Source organism: Marinobacter gelidimuriae, from assembly GCF_000372805.1.
GTDB classification, from domain to species: domain Bacteria; phylum Pseudomonadota; class Gammaproteobacteria; order Pseudomonadales; family Oleiphilaceae; genus Marinobacter; species Marinobacter gelidimuriae.
The window spans coordinates 1-15,296 of the sequence record NZ_KB889920.1 but is presented as its reverse complement, the minus strand read 5'-3'; the positions used below and the strand labels follow the sequence as shown (position 1 = coordinate 15,296).

The 15,296-nt window shown below is 52.0% G+C and carries 16 protein-coding genes; 4 read left to right on the top strand and 12 right to left on the bottom strand.

What is annotated here, in order from left to right:
• Nucleotides 1–10: 10 nt before the first annotated feature.
• Nucleotides 11–643: an IS1595 family transposase gene (locus A3OI_RS20485; protein ID WP_081622875.1), complete on the top strand. Its 633-nt coding sequence runs from the start codon at nucleotides 11–13 to the stop codon at nucleotides 641–643.
• Nucleotides 644–726: 83 nt separating this feature from the next.
• On the opposite strand, the gene A3OI_RS0115555 is transcribed toward A3OI_RS20485, so the two are convergent.
• Together A3OI_RS0115555 and A3OI_RS0115550 are read right to left on the bottom strand one after the other, a co-directional pair.
• Nucleotides 727–1,854 carry a hypothetical protein gene (locus tag A3OI_RS0115555; RefSeq protein WP_155903173.1) on the bottom strand — a complete coding sequence of 376 codons (1,128 nt, stop codon included), beginning with the start codon at nucleotides 1,852–1,854 and terminating at the stop codon, nucleotides 727–729.
• A complete protein-coding gene (locus tag A3OI_RS0115550) occupies nucleotides 1,811–3,334 on the bottom strand; it encodes a hypothetical protein (RefSeq protein ID WP_018405172.1) in 1,524 nt (507 codons plus the stop codon). Before A3OI_RS0115550 ends, A3OI_RS0115555 begins: the two co-directional genes overlap by 44 nt.
• 250 nt (nucleotides 3,335–3,584) lie before the next feature.
• Here A3OI_RS0115550 and A3OI_RS0115545 point away from each other — a divergent pair, with 250 nt between their 5' ends.
• A complete protein-coding gene (locus tag A3OI_RS0115545; protein WP_018405171.1) occupies nucleotides 3,585–4,178 on the top strand; it encodes a hypothetical protein in 594 nt (197 codons plus the stop codon).
• 58 nt (nucleotides 4,179–4,236) lie between these two features.
• On the opposite strand, the gene A3OI_RS0115540 is transcribed toward A3OI_RS0115545, so the two are convergent.
• The 9 genes from A3OI_RS0115540 to A3OI_RS0115500 all read right to left on the bottom strand — a co-directional run bounded on the left by A3OI_RS0115540 (nucleotide 4,237) and on the right by A3OI_RS0115500 (nucleotide 13,920).
• A complete protein-coding gene (locus tag A3OI_RS0115540) occupies nucleotides 4,237–5,376 on the bottom strand; it encodes a hypothetical protein (RefSeq protein ID WP_018405170.1) in 1,140 nt (379 codons plus the stop codon).
• A gap of 91 nt (nucleotides 5,377–5,467) precedes the next feature.
• Nucleotides 5,468–6,043, bottom strand: a complete 576-nt coding sequence (locus tag A3OI_RS0115535; RefSeq protein WP_155903175.1) for a type 4 pilus major pilin — start codon at nucleotides 6,041–6,043, stop codon at nucleotides 5,468–5,470.
• A 104-nt stretch (nucleotides 6,044–6,147) separates the two neighbouring features.
• Entirely contained in the window at nucleotides 6,148–7,221 is a 1,074-nt protein-coding gene (locus A3OI_RS0115530; protein WP_018405168.1) for a type II secretion system F family protein, read from the bottom strand.
• Entirely contained in the window at nucleotides 7,218–9,068 is a 1,851-nt protein-coding gene (locus tag A3OI_RS0115525) for a GspE/PulE family protein (RefSeq protein ID WP_228703008.1), read from the bottom strand. Before A3OI_RS0115525 ends, A3OI_RS0115530 begins: the two co-directional genes overlap by 4 nt.
• A 16-nt stretch (nucleotides 9,069–9,084) precedes the next feature.
• On the bottom strand, nucleotides 9,085–9,654 hold the full coding sequence (locus A3OI_RS0115520; protein WP_155903171.1) for a hypothetical protein: 570 nt from the start codon (nucleotides 9,652–9,654) through the stop codon (nucleotides 9,085–9,087).
• Complete coding sequence (pilO2, locus tag A3OI_RS0115515; protein WP_018405165.1) at nucleotides 9,651–10,982, bottom strand: type 4b pilus protein PilO2; 1,332 nt, start codon at nucleotides 10,980–10,982, stop codon at nucleotides 9,651–9,653. The genes A3OI_RS0115520 and pilO2 overlap by 4 nt, the downstream gene beginning before the upstream one ends.
• Nucleotides 10,982–12,613 carry a hypothetical protein gene (locus tag A3OI_RS0115510; RefSeq protein ID WP_018405164.1) on the bottom strand — a complete coding sequence of 544 codons (1,632 nt, stop codon included), beginning with the start codon at nucleotides 12,611–12,613 and terminating at the stop codon, nucleotides 10,982–10,984. Before A3OI_RS0115510 ends, pilO2 begins: the two co-directional genes overlap by 1 nt.
• A 9-nt stretch (nucleotides 12,614–12,622) precedes the next feature.
• Nucleotides 12,623–13,051: a TcpQ domain-containing protein gene (locus tag A3OI_RS0115505; RefSeq protein WP_018405163.1), complete on the bottom strand. Its 429-nt coding sequence runs from the start codon at nucleotides 13,049–13,051 to the stop codon at nucleotides 12,623–12,625.
• On the bottom strand, nucleotides 13,048–13,920 hold the full coding sequence (locus A3OI_RS0115500; protein WP_155903169.1) for a hypothetical protein: 873 nt from the start codon (nucleotides 13,918–13,920) through the stop codon (nucleotides 13,048–13,050). Before A3OI_RS0115500 ends, A3OI_RS0115505 begins: the two co-directional genes overlap by 4 nt.
• A 111-nt stretch (nucleotides 13,921–14,031) precedes the next feature.
• Between A3OI_RS0115500 and A3OI_RS0115495 the strand changes: the two genes are divergently transcribed.
• Nucleotides 14,032–14,469: a toprim domain-containing protein gene (locus A3OI_RS0115495; protein WP_018405161.1), complete on the top strand. Its 438-nt coding sequence runs from the start codon at nucleotides 14,032–14,034 to the stop codon at nucleotides 14,467–14,469.
• A 12-nt stretch (nucleotides 14,470–14,481) separates the two neighbouring features.
• Entirely contained in the window at nucleotides 14,482–14,955 is a 474-nt protein-coding gene (locus tag A3OI_RS22220; protein WP_081622954.1) for a DNA topoisomerase, read from the top strand.
• A gap of 86 nt (nucleotides 14,956–15,041) precedes the next feature.
• Here the strand turns inward: A3OI_RS22220 and A3OI_RS22215 are convergent, their stop codons facing one another.
• Entirely contained in the window at nucleotides 15,042–15,236 is a 195-nt protein-coding gene (locus tag A3OI_RS22215; protein ID WP_267283306.1) for a zinc ribbon domain-containing protein, read from the bottom strand.
• Between the last annotated feature and the right edge of the window lie 60 nt (nucleotides 15,237–15,296).

The following is a 15,296-nucleotide window of genomic DNA, read 5'->3' as shown; positions in this document are numbered from 1 at the left end:
CTCTGAAGCACTGCGTAAAGCAGCAGCGCGTTGCCACGTTCATCTGTCCACTTCTTTCCGCTGGCGCCATCGCTTCCTAAAACTGGCAGATTACCTTAATACACCTCTACTTACTGGCATCGTAGAAGCTGATCAAACAATGTTCCGCGAATCATTCAAAGGCAAACGCAAAATTGNTAAACGGCCTGTTCGCAAGCGAGGCAATGACAACAAGAAAGGAGTCACGTGGGTGCCCGTTCTGGTGGCTCGTGACCGCAGCGCTGGTGAGGCCGACTTTGTTCTCAAACACGTCACTCTGAAAAATGTAGAGCAGCATCTGCTCCCCCTGTTAAACCGAGATATCGTTCTCTGTACAGACGGTCATCTGACCTTTGAAACATTGACCCGTAAGCACCATCTTGAGCACAAGGTGCTCAACGCCAGTGCTGGTGAAAGAGTCAAAGCGTCAGTCTTCCACATTCAAGGGGTGAACAACTACCATCAACGACTCAAGGGCTGGATCCAGCGTTTTCACGGTGTCGCCACCCAATATCTTGGCTGGTTTCGATGGTTCGATCATAATCAATCAAAAATAAATCAACCAACTGATTTTATGGCGGATTTCATTATGACAGAAAGTTTTCAACACTTAGTGCGAACATAGCCTTAGCAGGGTCTGTACTTCTTGAGAATTTGAACTGCCGCTCCCCCCCCTCCAGGCCTTGCGACCGAACGTGGCCAGAAATTTCAGCTCGCCGAAGGATTCAAATATCGGTGGATGGCCATAGTGTTGAGGAAGGGTTCTGGGTCGACACGTTTTTCCCGGGTTCGACGCTCCGTTTCATCGGGTACCACGGTCATTTTCGGGGGCACCGCCGCGCCACTGTCCCGCAACTCCAAATAAAACACCGGCATCCGTGACTTGAAGCTCAGGTAGTGGGGGCGCGTATCCGCGCTCTTGAGACCGCATTTGACCGAAATGCGACAGTCGTGGGAGATCCCTTTGCGCCAGCAAAAAAACCCATCACTCACAGTACAGATACGCTCATAATCCAGTCGGGCCAAGGGGTTGTCAGCCCGTTGATCCAGATATTCCAGGACATCTGCTCGCTTTAACCGTAGCGTCGTGGGTACCTCGGTCCAGCGCCAGCGGATCGTTGCGGGACAGCTACCGACCACAGGAATCTGGCGAACCAGCTGGCGGATATTCAGTCGAGTATGGATAAGGTGGCGAACCAGCGATCCAGCGTACCGCCTCTCGACATTGGGAAGGGCGTTGGGGGCAATATGCCCGACCAGCGAGTAAAGCGTCCCACACGTCTGTGTGCCGTGGTGTAGGGCATCGCGCAAATGCCCCAGCGCTTGCTTGAACCCTGCCTTTTGGCGGTTGAGTTCCTTGATGGCGCCGATAGCCTCGCTGGAGCAACCGACAGCGCCAATGTATGAGATCGTCTCTTTTTCGTTCTGGCCGTCTTTGTAAAACCAGTTGGTCAGCGACTCGGTTGCCTGCTGGCGTGCAGTTGCATCATCTTCGGCGGCCGGCGTGTCCATCATTGCCCGGTGCCCCAATGACCCATCGAGCGCGATTCGCTCGCGCACCCGGTTACCCTGAACCTTCAGGTCGCGGTATCGGGACTGCAGCTTGCCGAGCAAAAATCGGCAATACGCTTCCCGATCCTCGCTGGATACGTTTTGCAGATCGAGCCCATCCAGGGTCAGTTGAGGGTCGGTTTCCCATTCTGTCGGGATCAGGCTGGTTTCAGTTGTCGGCCGCAGCTGTGCACCCGACAGCATAAAGCCTGGTAGCGTGTTACCAGAATCACCCTCGCCTTCAACAGATGGCAGGTTCGCGTTCATCGTCTTCGCTGTATTCATGGTACCAGGCTCCCGTCTTCCAGAATTCCGTTATATCAAGACCGCGGGCTTTGACTTCCGCCTCAACCGCTTCGCGCAAATGCCAATAGATGGTCGTGCCGTACTGGATGTGCTCTACGAAAATTGACGCCAGGCGGTGCGCGAAAAATGATACTTCTGCACCTGGCTGAGTCATATTATACCCCGCCACGACACCACCTCCGAACAGCAAGCCTATATGTCGACGTTGGAACCCTGGGTCAATGCTCTGGATCATCCGGAGTAAATGTTCACCGCTTGGGGGAGGTGTAATGAACAGCGCTAGGTCGTCAGGATTGTTGTAGAAATGGCGCACCAAAACGCTCACGGCGGTATCGATGCGCTGGTTCGATCTCTCCCGATAACGAAAGAAACTCTTTATTTGCAGACCCAGCAACCACAGCATTTCTGGCGACGATAGGCCAAGGTTCTCCCTGAATCTGCACAATGGGCTATTATCGTCGCCCAGAATGGGTGCTTTGTTTGGTGGATAGGTTGACCACTCATCCTTGGAAACGGGCTTTTTATTGGTCCACTTGCCGGTTTTCAGCGCTTCCTTGAGCGTCATATCCCGGGAGGCGGCTTCTGCTTCAAGCGTTTCCAGGTAACAGTTTTCAAACCAGTTTCGCCATTCTTCCTGAACCTCTTCCTGGAATCGCTTCTGTACTTTTTCGTTCATCCACTCTGTCAGTACGCTTTGTTCATTTAATATGAGCCAGTTGTGGTTGGTAGGCAGGTACCGGGGATTGTTGCGCTCGAATTCTGGCATGTGCCGATAGCGATACGCCTGGTAGATGTCATGAAAGATTTTCCCAAATCTCTCCATGATCAGCATTTGAATACGTATAACCGGCTGACTGTTTTCTCTGGCGCTGTAAAGATACTCCTCGCCCTCTGGGGGTAGCATCTTGTAGCTGGATACCACGCTCCGTCCAAATAGTGGCGCAAAATACCGGCGTTTGTCCTTTACTGAGCCCCTGCGGCCGGAACGAATTTCGGATGCCTCCTCCATTGACGGCAGAAAGTCGGTGATCAATTCGTGAACCTGACGGTTGCCGGGTTTTGGTGGTAACATCGAGGCGTATTCTGGGTGTTCCAGAAGTAGCCGAATAAGGATGGCAAGGTTCGGCCTGATACTACCGTCATCGGACGGAGACGCTGCAGGAACCTTCGCCGCATCGGATTTACTCTTCTCGGATTTTGTTGCCATTTTGCCACCACGGCGGGCGCGTTTATCCGGTCGATGTACTGAGGATGGGGCGTGGGCTAACATGGGGATGCGGGGAATCGGTATATTGAGCAAAAACCCCGTATCGGTTGCGCGAATCCGGTCTCCTTCAGCGGCAATCTGGCTATTGTTTAATGTCTTTTCCAGGACCCGAATATACTCACCGTGTATTGGCTCGGAGGGCCGCGTAATGTCAGTGAAGGTGCTTTTCCGGGTTCTTGAGGCAGTGGTCACAAAACGCTCCTGATTGGCCTTTAATTACCAGATTTTTCTGAACCTGATATGCTACTATTCTATTTGAAGAATTTTATTCGAAAATACCGCGTATGAGCAAATACCATAACACTTATTATGTGGTTGCTCGCAAGATTTTGCCCCACCATCCATCGGGTGCGGGATTGCCAATTATCATTTTATGACGTAGCTTTTAGTAAACTGTGCAACAATTTCAGTACCGCTTAATTGTTTTTTATCAGGAGTTAATGTGTCACAAATAGGCGGTAAAGCCTTCTTTATGACTAAAGGTAACGTTGTTCCTAAACGTCATACCATTAAAGAAGCCGAGTATTTTCAGACGCCGGACGTTCGGTTGCCGAGACGTGGAGTAACGGTGACCTATGGTCACAAAGGGCCAGGCAATATCAATCGTGCCGCCCTGAGAAAAGCAAAGGCAGACAGCCTGTATTTATCATTCCTGGATTTTCGGATCGAAGTCGGCAAGTGGAACCCCAACAAGCAGTCGCTCAGTTCGCTGTCGGAGTGTCGATTCCTCAATCTTCCGATTCGAGCCTCTGCCGAGGTCATGGACGATATTAACCATTATTGGAACAACTGGCTGAGCCTGGATGGAGAGCCTGACGAAAGATTTCCCAGAAGGCCGTCCAATCGAATGGACCTGCTGGACAAGCTGATCGACATTCCGCCCTATGACCAGCTAAACGCGATTGCATACGATGTGCATACCGAGTTTGGAATTGCCAAGTTCATGACAATTTTCAATCTGGATGCGATTGACTATGACAGCATTTCTGTCATACCGGGTGGTGTCACGAAGATCAATTTCGAGCTACCGGACTAGGGCGGTGGGGGTTTGGCGCCAAACCTCGACTTGACGCCGGTGAAAGTGTCAGCTGTTTTCAGTCTTCACATATCACGGTAGCAGATATCAAGCCCATCTCCGGGTTCGCAGCAGGAATAGGCTCGAAGCCGGTGGATCCATCAAACAATACTTCCATCACCAGACTCCACTGGGCCCCAAGGTCGTTAACGTCAATGCGAACGCCACTTACGAACGCGCTTCCACCCGGAACGTTTGGCGGACCGTCACCGCCAATGAAACCGGCCGGAGTCGCGTAAAGTTCCGGAGTTAACCCGAGCGGGCACGTTGGTTTGAACATCGTGGAGCCAGATCGGACATTGGTGATGAAGTTCGGCGCCCGAGCGGCCAGTTCAAAAGCCTCACGGGCCAGCTCGTGTGTCTCTGAGGTCCAGGCGCCTGCTCCGCCTTCGGCGGATCGGACAAATACATCGTTTACATTCACGCTCGCTGTTGGGCTTTGGGCAACCGCGTTTTCAACGCCGGATGCGTCTCGGCCAATCATTGCCCAGTTGTTATTGGCATTGATCAACGGTCCTGTCATAACCGAGTTACCATCCAAGCGCACAAATATTCCGGAAGGAATCTGGGCATCGATTACACCGTCGAGATTGCCGCTTTGCAGGCGAGCCACAAACGCTGCCGGATTAATGACTGGATCGAATGCTGGGTCGTTAGTGTTTACGTTGAAGACTTCAGCAAAATTGAACCCCACACTTTCGAGCTTGCTGTTCGTTGCGGTCATTAGTTCTGCAGCTCTAACCGGGCTTGGCACACCACCAGGGCCATCGACCACCCCGAAGGCAACATTGGCTAACGGGGTGGCCGGATTAGACCAGTCAAAGGTCACTGTCGGTGGGCCGAGACCAAAATCGTTGTTGAAGTCCGTGGGCACTTCACATGAAAGATGAGCGTTTGCCGGTGTGAACGCTCCACCGCACGTATTATCCTTTAGCCAGTCGGTCCCATTACGTACTAGCACTGCAGGCGTCACTGCACCCTGTTGGGCCATGTAGGACCCGGTGGCCATCATGTATTGTGAAACCCAGGTTGCACGAATACGAACATAATCGCGTTCACGCTGCTGGTTCAAAATCAGGGCAACACTTGCCAGTAAAGACACCACCAATACAGATACTAGCAAAAACTCAAACAGCAGAAAGCCTTGCTGGCTTCGCATTGCTGGCTTACCGTGTTTTGTCATTATCTGAGCATCCGAAAAGAAGGTGCCGGCCAAACGGCCGGCATCAAAGTTCTGTAGGTTATGTCGGTTACAGCTTGCCGTACACAAAGGTCACGGTGACGCCTTCATCGCAGTTTCCTGATACCAAGGCGGGGTTAATTGGGTCCAGATCAGCGTCCCCCCTGCTGTACACTTCGGTGCCGTCGACACTCACGCCAAGGGCGCTGGTCTGCTTTGCTGCCAGATCCGAGCACGAGTCTTCCGCCACGTTCGGCCAGTTGATCTCGAATTGACGAGCGCCAACGCCGGAAGGCGTAGCGACATTGGCTGGCGGAGATACAACGGTGACTGTGCCACCCCAGGTGTTGATTGTTGGAGCCTGCCCCATGCTCTGAGGAAACAGCTCGAAACCTTCGGCTACCGCCGTATCCAGCGTGTTATAGTCAGCCGTGGAGCTGTATATGTTGCGAATTTTATTGCCGGCGGTGTCGATTAAGAGTCCTTCATTCTGAGCCGCCTGACTGGCGCCGGTGGTGAGGGCTACCCCCGTGATAGCGGCCATCGCCAAAACCAGAATACCGATGACAAGCAGCGTTTCAACCAGCGTGAAACCTGTCTGACGCATCGCTCTTGGGCTAGAGTGTGCCATTACCTTGTATTTCATTTTCCATTTCTCCGATTTTGTATGATGGTTCACTGTTGCATCGCATGAACCACCTTAGTTTATAGCTATGAGCGGCTGTTTATTCGCCCGGTGTTTCATTTTTATCACCCGCCCATTGACCCGATGAGAGAAAACATCATCAGAACGGTGAACCCAATAACGCCGGCAGCCGTAAACATTAAAAGCATTGATGTGATTTTGGCCACTCTTGATATTGTGTTCATTGCTTCTTGGCGCGCCTGGGCTGCAATGTCTTCGAGCTTTCCGGCAAACTGTGCTGACTTGCCTTCGCCAAAGACTTCGAGCTTGACCATGACATCTGGACTAAAAAGGCGGGAACCCAGGGCCCGGCCTGGCCCCTTAGCAGAGAGCCCAAGCCGGATATTCGTCAATGCCTGCTCAACATACGAGATCAGGTAAGGCGATTTACTGGCCAGCTGCACTCGCTCAAGGCCAACCCTCAACGTCGCGCCTGAGCGGAGCAGGCTTGCAAGCGTGGTCAGGAGCGTCGCTGCCGTCACTTTCCGGATAATATTCAGCGGCGGTATACCGTGTATCTTTTCCCGGGCATCGCCGAGAACGTAATAGTTCACGACATTCACAAGAACGACGTAAAGTGTCAGTACAATCGTGGCGACTGGAAACCATGTCCCCACGTTATGGGATAACCAATACATGTTTTGTTCGCTCTGAGCCCACTGTTCTACTGGTTTTAACATCACCAACGTCGGCATCAAGTTTGTACCAACCCATGAAATAGCCCCAACTACCAAAAAAGCGAGCACTACGGGGTAGGACAGTCCTGCTATAATCGCTTTGCGCATGGCCGCTTTGCCTTTGGCATCGCTCATGGCGCTGCGCAGCCCTGTTTCCAGGTCACCCTGCCCCCCAGCCATGATCATCATTACTTCGGAGTCCGGTATTCTGCCGGTCAGAATGGTGTGAAGCGGCTTGCCGTCCCGCAGCCCAAGCTCGACAAAACGATAAAGTTTGGCCTGCTTTAATAGCTTACCTTTACCGATCACAATTTTATCGGCCTGCTGTTCGATCGTTCGGGCAACCTTGCCCATGGTCTCCAGCAAAGACCTTCCTGAGTCCAGCAAGGTGATAGTGAAGTCATAGAACTCAACCCGTTCATTTGCTCCTATTTTATCGAACCATTCCTTAACCACGCTCATACATTATCCTCAAGGAGATCCAGGTGACCGAAATACAACTCAAGATCCCGGGGGTCGATCAACCCCTGCTTCATTTTCCCCACCGCGTGATCCGCAGCACTCAAGCCCGTGAGCCTTTGGTCCAGCGGTAATCCCTTTTCGGATTCGCGACCTTTGTCTTTCCAGTAATTTAACGCCTCCGTTAATGACATGCTCCGAAAGAGATTTCTCAGCGTCTCGTCGGGAATGACAACCTCTGCGCAGATAGTCATCCCGGAAACACCCTCGGGGTATTCGTCGCTTGAGCCTCTGACAGATATCGAATGTGCTTCAATGTCTGGTACAAGGTTCAGCAAGCGTACAATCTGGGTTTCCGAGCAGTGATCGCTGACGTTGTTCTTCGTCAATCGAATCTTGGTTTCGGGGTCCATTGTCGGCAGAAGCATCTGAAACACCAACGCCGACACGAACGAGGGCGATCCGATAGTTTCCGGGGGTAGCTTCATGGCCGGACTGGAAAGCCGTTCAATAATCTCGATGGCTGATTGCGCGTGAACTGTGGTCAGCAACGTGTGACCGGTCTGAACCCCGGTAGCGGCAGCGGAGGCGGACATTTCATCTCGTACTTCGCCAACCATCAGGATATCAGGATCGCGGCGAAGGGTTGATTTGATGGCCTGGGCAAACTCCCGTGGGTCAGCATCGTCGTCATCCGACACTGATGTCTGAAATGCCGGCAATTCTCGTTCAATTGGACTTTCGACGGTCAGGATGTTGATGTCATCGTTACGATTCAGGTATTTGACCAGGCCGGACAATGTGGTGCTTTTCCCTGAACCCGTAGGACCAGACAAAATGACCATGCCCGATGCCCCAGAGCCCGCAGACTTCAGGGCATACGTTTGGGCACTCGTAAATCCCAAGCGGCGCAGATCAATTTGCTGGCTGACCTCACGCTTGTCGTTCGCCAATATCCGAATACAGGCGTGATAAGCACCATCATCGCCGGGCGCGTGCTCATACCGGCAGTCGAGCGTGGTGAATTGATCGTACTGCATCTTTATCCGCACTCGCTGTCGGATATTCGCTTTCCAGTGTGAGTATTTGGACCCCTTGCCGAACCCCGAGAATGCAACGCTTAACAGATCATCGGATTTCCCGGGCAGCCACTCCTCATAGGTGCGAAGTGATCCCCACACACGGAAACGAACTCGGCAGACATTGATATTACGGAAAAAATGCAGGTCAACCGCTTTAGATTCATAAGCATGGCGGAGAAGATCGCGAAATTCTTTCTCAGGCCCAGTCTCACTACCATCGCTGCCGTGTTGGTCCTCGTGAGAATCGCTTTGCAAACGGTTGTAGATGGTGAACAGATCGGCTGTTACACGAACCATCGCAATCTGATCGCCGGATTGCTGATCACTTGTGCCATGGTAGGCCTGTCGCACGGCATTCTTAATAGCCAGCATCGCGTTAACAGAAGAAGCCCCACCCTTGTCGGTTATGACAATGACAGGTACGTTACCCTTGGCTTCAGCAACAAGCATTTTATCTGCTTGATCATCACTTACGAAGCTATTGCCGGTTTTCGGCTTTCGAGTAACCTTTGAAATCTCGCCATAAATTTCTTCAAGCTCCGAGCGCAACTTGAAGACAATCGGCTTGTTCTTTGGCTGCGTTTTAACGACACGTTCTATGTCGCTGTCAGTAATAAATCCAGTGACAATCAGGATGCGGCCTAGTTGCACCGACTTATTTTTTGCTCTCAGTTCGCGCTGCTTTTCGAGAGCCTGTTCCAGTGTTTCCTCTGAAATTAGACCCTCCCGGACCAGCAAGCGCCCTATTGGCGTCTTTTTCTCATTCATTGGCGCGGACATAGCTTCACCGGATGTGTCGGATTTCGCGTTCAAGATCGAACTCTGAATGCCTGAAGGTGATGCTCTGCAGGGTTATACCGGCCACCCGCCACCCCCGAACATCGTCGCCCACTTCGATTTCCTGGGGGCCATTACCGGTTGCAATGATGGCTTGCAAATGGCTGCCTTGAGGTTTTTGGAACACCTCAATCAACGCTGCGCGCTCAATGATATTCTTGGCGCTTTCTCTTGCAAACTCCTGCTGTTGTCGCACATTCTGTCGCTCCATTTCAGCTAATTCGGCCTCGGTAAGCTCGACCTCTTCCACACCTTGGCCATAATCAAACACCTGACGGTTGCTGTTGCCCTCACTCTGCGGGTTCGAGCTATCTGCTGAGGGCGCCTGGAGTTTCTTTTCTGCAATATTGAAGATCAGTTTTTCAACTTCTAATTGCTTCTCTTTGATCTGGATCTTCCAATCAAGGTCCTGCAATACCTGCTGGACATCCATGTGATCCTCGTAGGATTGGGCCGCTGCGATATTTGAGAAGCCCATAAGGGCTCCAATACATACGATCTGGCATACATTTTTCACAGTGAATCCTCCACATAAATCAAACCGCTGATGGTCAGAATCTGTTGACTCGCGTTGAACTCCAATTTGATGACCGATATGCCCGGATACTTCTCAAACAGAGACAGCACGGCAGGATAGTGGGACAACGGAGTATTCAGGGCATAGCTGCCTATTTGAAACAGATCTACGTTCTTCAGAAGCCCTTTGCCGGGAAACGAAACCTGTTCAACCTCGCCAAAGGAATAGGCAATGGCGCTTCGGAGGCGAGTGAGACTCATAATGTCACTCCGTACTGCATCCCATTGTCCTTCTTTGAGGAGCCAGCTACGGTCCCCGACATCTATCGTTTCCTGTCTATCGGGATACGAAAAGGAACAGGTGGCCACCAACCCGGGGCGATCCAGCTCCACGCTGTCGCAGATATCCGCCAAAGCGCGTTTCAGGAACTCCGGCTGTGATAAATCTGTGTTCTCGTATCCTGCAGTGCAGTTGCCGGAAAGACATTCGATATTCCGTAATTCCCAGCCCGCTATAGTTGGTCGCATAGAGGCTAGTCGTTGCCCTACGAGTGCATCCAGGGTGTGCTCGCCTTTTGCTCGGCGCTGAGAATCTTCAAGAGTTTCTGCCCACGAGCGTTGTGCCGAATCGAGACGTTGCGTTTGCAGTTGCCTGGTGCGCTCCTGGTCGGCTTCTTTTTCCTGAAGATCCGTATAATAGAGGTACCCACCCAAAGTCACGGCTAGCAGAGCTGCACCTATTGAGCTGGATAACAGCATATTTTTTGAATTAATTGCAGACTTGAGCACCGCATTTTTTTGGCGGGATTTGTTCAGAACACCTGCAATCGGCTCATTGCCCTGATTGCTGCCGACAAGAACATCGAGGCTCGCAACACCGTTACCGACAAAAAGTGTGTTTTCCCGATCAAATACATCAAGGAGGTCTGACACCATCGTATTCACGGACGGCCAGTCCAATACAACATCCGTGCCCGAGATGATCTCGCCTGAGTTCACCACGCAAAGCCAATAAAGGTCTTTTGAATCGTTATCACTGTTGTCGGGACTTATTCGCTCGACAGCGAACACTGTGTTCCGGTCGACTGAGGCGTTCAGCCAAGCGGCCAGCGAGACGCCCCCCTTGATTCCCCGTAAATGCGATTCAGGAATGGTGCCGAAACTGACCTTCTTTTCACCGGATATTTTTATCTTCCGGCTGAACGTTGCCTTTTTTTCCAGGTTCGCGGTCTTGGCCCGGGACACCAACTCCTTCTGGTTAATGGTTTCCCAATCAAAGCCAACAATAACCGGATTTACAGACAACCCCTCAATGTGGATCGCTGGCATCAGAACACACCTCTCTGAATGTGAGGCGTGATCATTACCAAGAGCACTTGGCGCTCTTTAGACTTGCTAGTGCCTCCACCGAGGCCCCAAAAACCAGAAGAGCCTGAACCGGTTTCCTGTTCGGTCGATTTCATAGAAGAAAATGCCGCCAGCACCCAGGTTTCGCCGTCTTTTAGCCAGGCACGCTGAACCACTGAGTTCCGGTCCCGGGTCGGCGTTTGCACGATGGTCGAATCAAAATTAACGAGCGTCAGATTGCTTGATAATTCCAAAGCGACCTGAAGCTGCAGGGTTGAGGCGCTGACTACGCGAGGGATGAGTGTTGCATCGAAACCAACATTCACTGTGTCTGTCTGCACGTCCGACACCACGTTGTCGGTCGTGCTTGAGATGTCCTGTTGACTAATTCCTGAAATAAATCCAGTTTCTGTCAGGACCTTTAAGCTGGCAGGCTGATTCGACAGCGTTGTCACCGATTGTTCATTGATCTCGGTGCTCTGTGTTTCACGCGCAAGCATTTCCAGCGCCAGGCTCGCACCGTTTGCCGTGCGAATCACGTTCAGTGCGTTGGGTAGCGCTGAAGAAGGTACGTTTGCGCTATTCAAGCCGAGATTTGTGGAGCCACCGTTCACCGTATTAAGAATATTTTTCCAGGTCATGTTAAAATCATTGGTGTTTTCAACCGACACCGTTGCCGTGCGAATCTGCAGGTAAACCTGACGACCGAAAATGTCATTCAAGCTCTCTACGTATTCTTCGACATTTCTCACGCCTTCCGGGGTGTCTGTCACCACGATGTTGCCGGTGCTTTTAACGACCGTGGCCTTTCCAAAAGGCGTCATTAACGACTGCATCGCTGAGGCAATTTCTTCCCAGTCACCGCCTTCGTGTTCAAACGAGCTTGACTGGTCAATAACGCTGTCTTGGCCGTTTCCGCCAACATTAATTTCCGCGTCCGCCAGCCCAGGAAAGAAGATCTGAAAGTTTTTTCTCGCCAACCGGTAAAACGTCACGATTTCACGGTCTTTGTTATAACGCCAGTGGATACCGAGTTGGCCTGCAATATCGTTGAATGCATTAGTCACTGGCTGAACGTTTGAGCTCACCGATATCCGAACTGATAGCGGGTTTTCACGAATGCTCCCTTGTTCTCCAAAGCTCGCGCGCCCCAACAGAGTCATGACACTTGACATATCGACGCTCTGCTCTGGTTCCATCTGGACCTGAAGTCTGCTGCCCCCGGTCTGTCCGCCGCCATCGTTGCCGCCGCCCGCGCTCACAAAGAGATCCGAGGACAGTTCAATGTTTACACCGGAAAGCTCGGTTAACCGGCCTATCATCTGTGGCAACGTCTGATTGAACAGACTGGCTTTAAGGGTGCGGCCCTCAAGGTCCGGATACTTCGTCGTTTCCTCGATCACTTCGGACACCAGCCATGGCTGGTTGGTGTTAAAGCTATTGCGCTCGCGTATATCACGCTCAGTTTCTATCAGTCGCTGATTAAGATTGCTCAGCTGCTCATCAAACTTCGGGTTGTCCGCGTCCGTTTCCGGATACCAGGCCGCGCACGCGCTCAGTAGTCCCGCTAGACTCACAACAATCCAGCTTCGGTGGATTTTAAGAGCTTGCATAACGATTCCTTACATTTTTGCGTTAGCGACGTACACTCGCAACACCCGGTTGCTGTGTAGGCGGCCATCAAATTTGGTTTGTTCGCGGACCACCATAAAAAAGTCATTTGCGGCTTCGGCGAACGTTCCAGTGAAAACCATGCTGGAGGCGAACCGAATGTCGCCATCTTCCGGCTCCGGTTGCCATACCAGTTCGTATCCGACCGTCTGAGCCCACCGACGCATGGCTTTGCGCAACTTCTCACCTTTTCGGATCTCGAACTCAGATGATTGATTGGGGTCCACCGCGGGTACCTTGTCCATCACGTCGCCCTGAATCGACATCGGGTAGGCGCCGTCCATTTTTTCCACTTTTGACAAAGACTCGGCCCCAAGTCCTGTAGACAGAATTCCAACGCTGATGAAAACAGCGATTGACACTATTCGTTTGCTGATCATTTTGGACACTCCATTGAAGACGGAAGGGCTGCGGCCGAGAAATCACCGTCGTAAAGGCAGAGGCGGGCGTCATACAGGCGCATAACACCTGCCATGATTTCCATTGGGTTCCCGGTGTACGTTCGTGTCTGCCCGGCATTTTTATCCGACAGCATCCAATACGACCGGTCGTAGCCAAACATCAGGGCCATGTCCGACACGATGACGCGACCATCATCGCCCTCTTTAACGGTAAAGGTCCCTTCCGTCGAATTAACCAACGTGATGTTTACTTGTTCTCGGGAGGGGGTCTTCTGAATAGCGGGGGCTTGCGCTTCACCTGTTCTGGCAGTCTGCGTTCTTGCGGGCGACCCCGCATCATCAACCCGATTAACCGGGTGCGATTCGTAGATCCCCAGATTTTCCGCCCGACTGAAAATCATCTGGCGTCCGTTTTGAATGAAAATCTGGTTCTTGCTGAAGTCGATATGAAACTGTAGTCCATGTCGCTCACCAAGATTTCGCAAAACATCAGTCCATGTGCCGCTGGACAAATCCCAGGACACCATCATTCGGCCTTTCTTGGTCAGGTCATTTGAGCGCAGCACTTTCCAGCGGTCCGGCACCAGTATCTTAAGGGCGTCCGACAGTGGCATTGGCTCCCCGTAGGTCGATGCATCCACGGACACATTTTGCTGAACACCGTACTCCACGACCGCCTGATATGTGTTGTCCACCCATACCGAGTAATTGGACGAATCAAACTCCGCTTCTCGCACCTGGGGCTTGGAGTCCGACGTATTTTCCCTGATCTCAAGAGCCGAATAGACGTTCGCAGAGAACAACACGCCTGCAAGGATCAAGAGCGGGCAACCCGCTTTTCTGTTCATAACCATCCTGATTCCCTAATGGATAAACCGGTATTTCTGTCATTGTTGACCCTAGTCTACAGCGGTTTGTGTGATACTGATTAGGTGATGTTCCGAAAGAGGAGATTATTCATGGGGCAGGTACTGGTCATTGTCGAATCACCAGAAAAAAGCAAGAAGATAAAGAGTTTACTGGGCTCGGACTACTTGGTTAAAGCCTCTGTTGGTCACGTCCGAGACCTCCCAAAAAAGGAGATGGGCGTGGATGAATCTACTCTTAAAACATCGTATGTCATATTTGATACTAAACATCAGGTGGTGGCTAATCTCAGACGCCTGGCAAAGCTAAGCGACGATGTTATTTTGGCCACCGACGCGGACCGCGAGGGGGAGGCGATTGCGTGGCATTTGAAAAACGTCCTTAACCTCACGGATCAGGTCCGTCGCGCCAGTTACCGGGAAATTACCGAATCCGCGATCCGATTAGCTATAGAGGGGGCGGGCACCATTGACCTTAACCTGGTCGCAGCACAAGAGGCGCCGCGCGTGCTCGATCGCTCGCTCGCTTGATCGCTTGATCGCTTGATCGGTTACACCATCTCACCGGCGCTATCGAAACGGGCAGGTCTAACATTGTCAGCTGGTAGGGTTCAATCCGTTGCCGTGGGCTTTGTTGTGAACCGTGAACGAGCAATCACACGCTTCAGGTCCCGAGCCTACCAAACGCTGACATTGCGGTTGGCCGGACACCCAAACATCAAAGCTACCCCGAATCTCAAGCCCTTTGTATCCGAGAACGAAAAGCTATGGCATCTGACCCAGGTGCGCTCTGATACTGCCCTTCATACTCGCAAAGGCTGCTATCAAAACCGGTCAGGGTGCCATCGGCGTTCAAAGTCAGGGTGGTTTGGAAACCGTTGGGCGAAAGTTGCACATCATCCCGATACGTGCCGGCGACGTCAGCGAGGGATTGGGGTGACGTCGGATTCTGAAGTGTCATGGTTGCTGATTCAAACAGTGAATTGTCAGCAGGGTTTTCAATCACTACATTGTTGACATCCTCCCCTCCCTTCGCAAATTGCTCAGGAAGAGGATTCCCAAAAGAGGGTGCTACCTGATTGCTCAGATAGCCGGTTCCTGCTTCATCGAGCGGCTAACGCCGACTCTCCACAGGCTAGAACGCGATGTCCTCGCGCTTTGATATTGATCGCACCCACCAGATCAGCGTTCTCCGAAAACCCGCATTCGACGCATTCAAAACGAGCCTGCGTCTTGCGGTTTTCGGCGCTGATATGCTGACAGACTGGGCACGTTTGACTGGTGTGATGCGCGGGCACCGCCAGCACTTCACCACCCCGAAACGCCTGCTTGTAAGTCAGTTGTCGCCGAAATTCACC

Excerpts from the sequence above, each read along its gene's own strand:
- A3OI_RS0115530 (WP_018405168.1), bottom strand. The coding sequence starts at position 7,221 with ATGAGCGTGGTTAAGGAATGGTTCGATAAAATAGGAGCAAATGAACGG.
- A3OI_RS0115495 (WP_018405161.1), top strand. The coding sequence starts at position 14,032 with ATGGGGCAGGTACTGGTCATTGTCGAATCACCAGAAAAAAGCAAGAAG.
- A3OI_RS0115525 (WP_228703008.1), bottom strand. The coding sequence starts at position 9,068 with ATGAATGAGAAAAAGACGCCAATAGGGCGCTTGCTGGTCCGGGAGGGT.
- A3OI_RS0115540 (WP_018405170.1), bottom strand. The coding sequence starts at position 5,376 with ATGCGAAGCCAGCAAGGCTTTCTGCTGTTTGAGTTTTTGCTAGTATCT.
- A3OI_RS0115505 (WP_018405163.1), bottom strand. The coding sequence starts at position 13,051 with ATGATCAGCAAACGAATAGTGTCAATCGCTGTTTTCATCAGCGTTGGA.
- A3OI_RS0115535 (WP_155903175.1), bottom strand. The coding sequence starts at position 6,043 with ATGAAATACAAGGTAATGGCACACTCTAGCCCAAGAGCGATGCGTCAG.
- A3OI_RS0115500 (WP_155903169.1), bottom strand. The coding sequence starts at position 13,920 with ATGAACAGAAAAGCGGGTTGCCCGCTCTTGATCCTTGCAGGCGTGTTG.
- A3OI_RS0115510 (WP_018405164.1), bottom strand. The coding sequence starts at position 12,613 with ATGCAAGCTCTTAAAATCCACCGAAGCTGGATTGTTGTGAGTCTAGCG.
- pilO2 (WP_018405165.1), bottom strand. The coding sequence starts at position 10,982 with ATGCCAGCGATCCACATTGAGGGGTTGTCTGTAAATCCGGTTATTGTT.
- A3OI_RS0115555 (WP_155903173.1), bottom strand. The coding sequence starts at position 1,854 with ATGAATACAGCGAAGACGATGAACGCGAACCTGCCATCTGTTGAAGGC.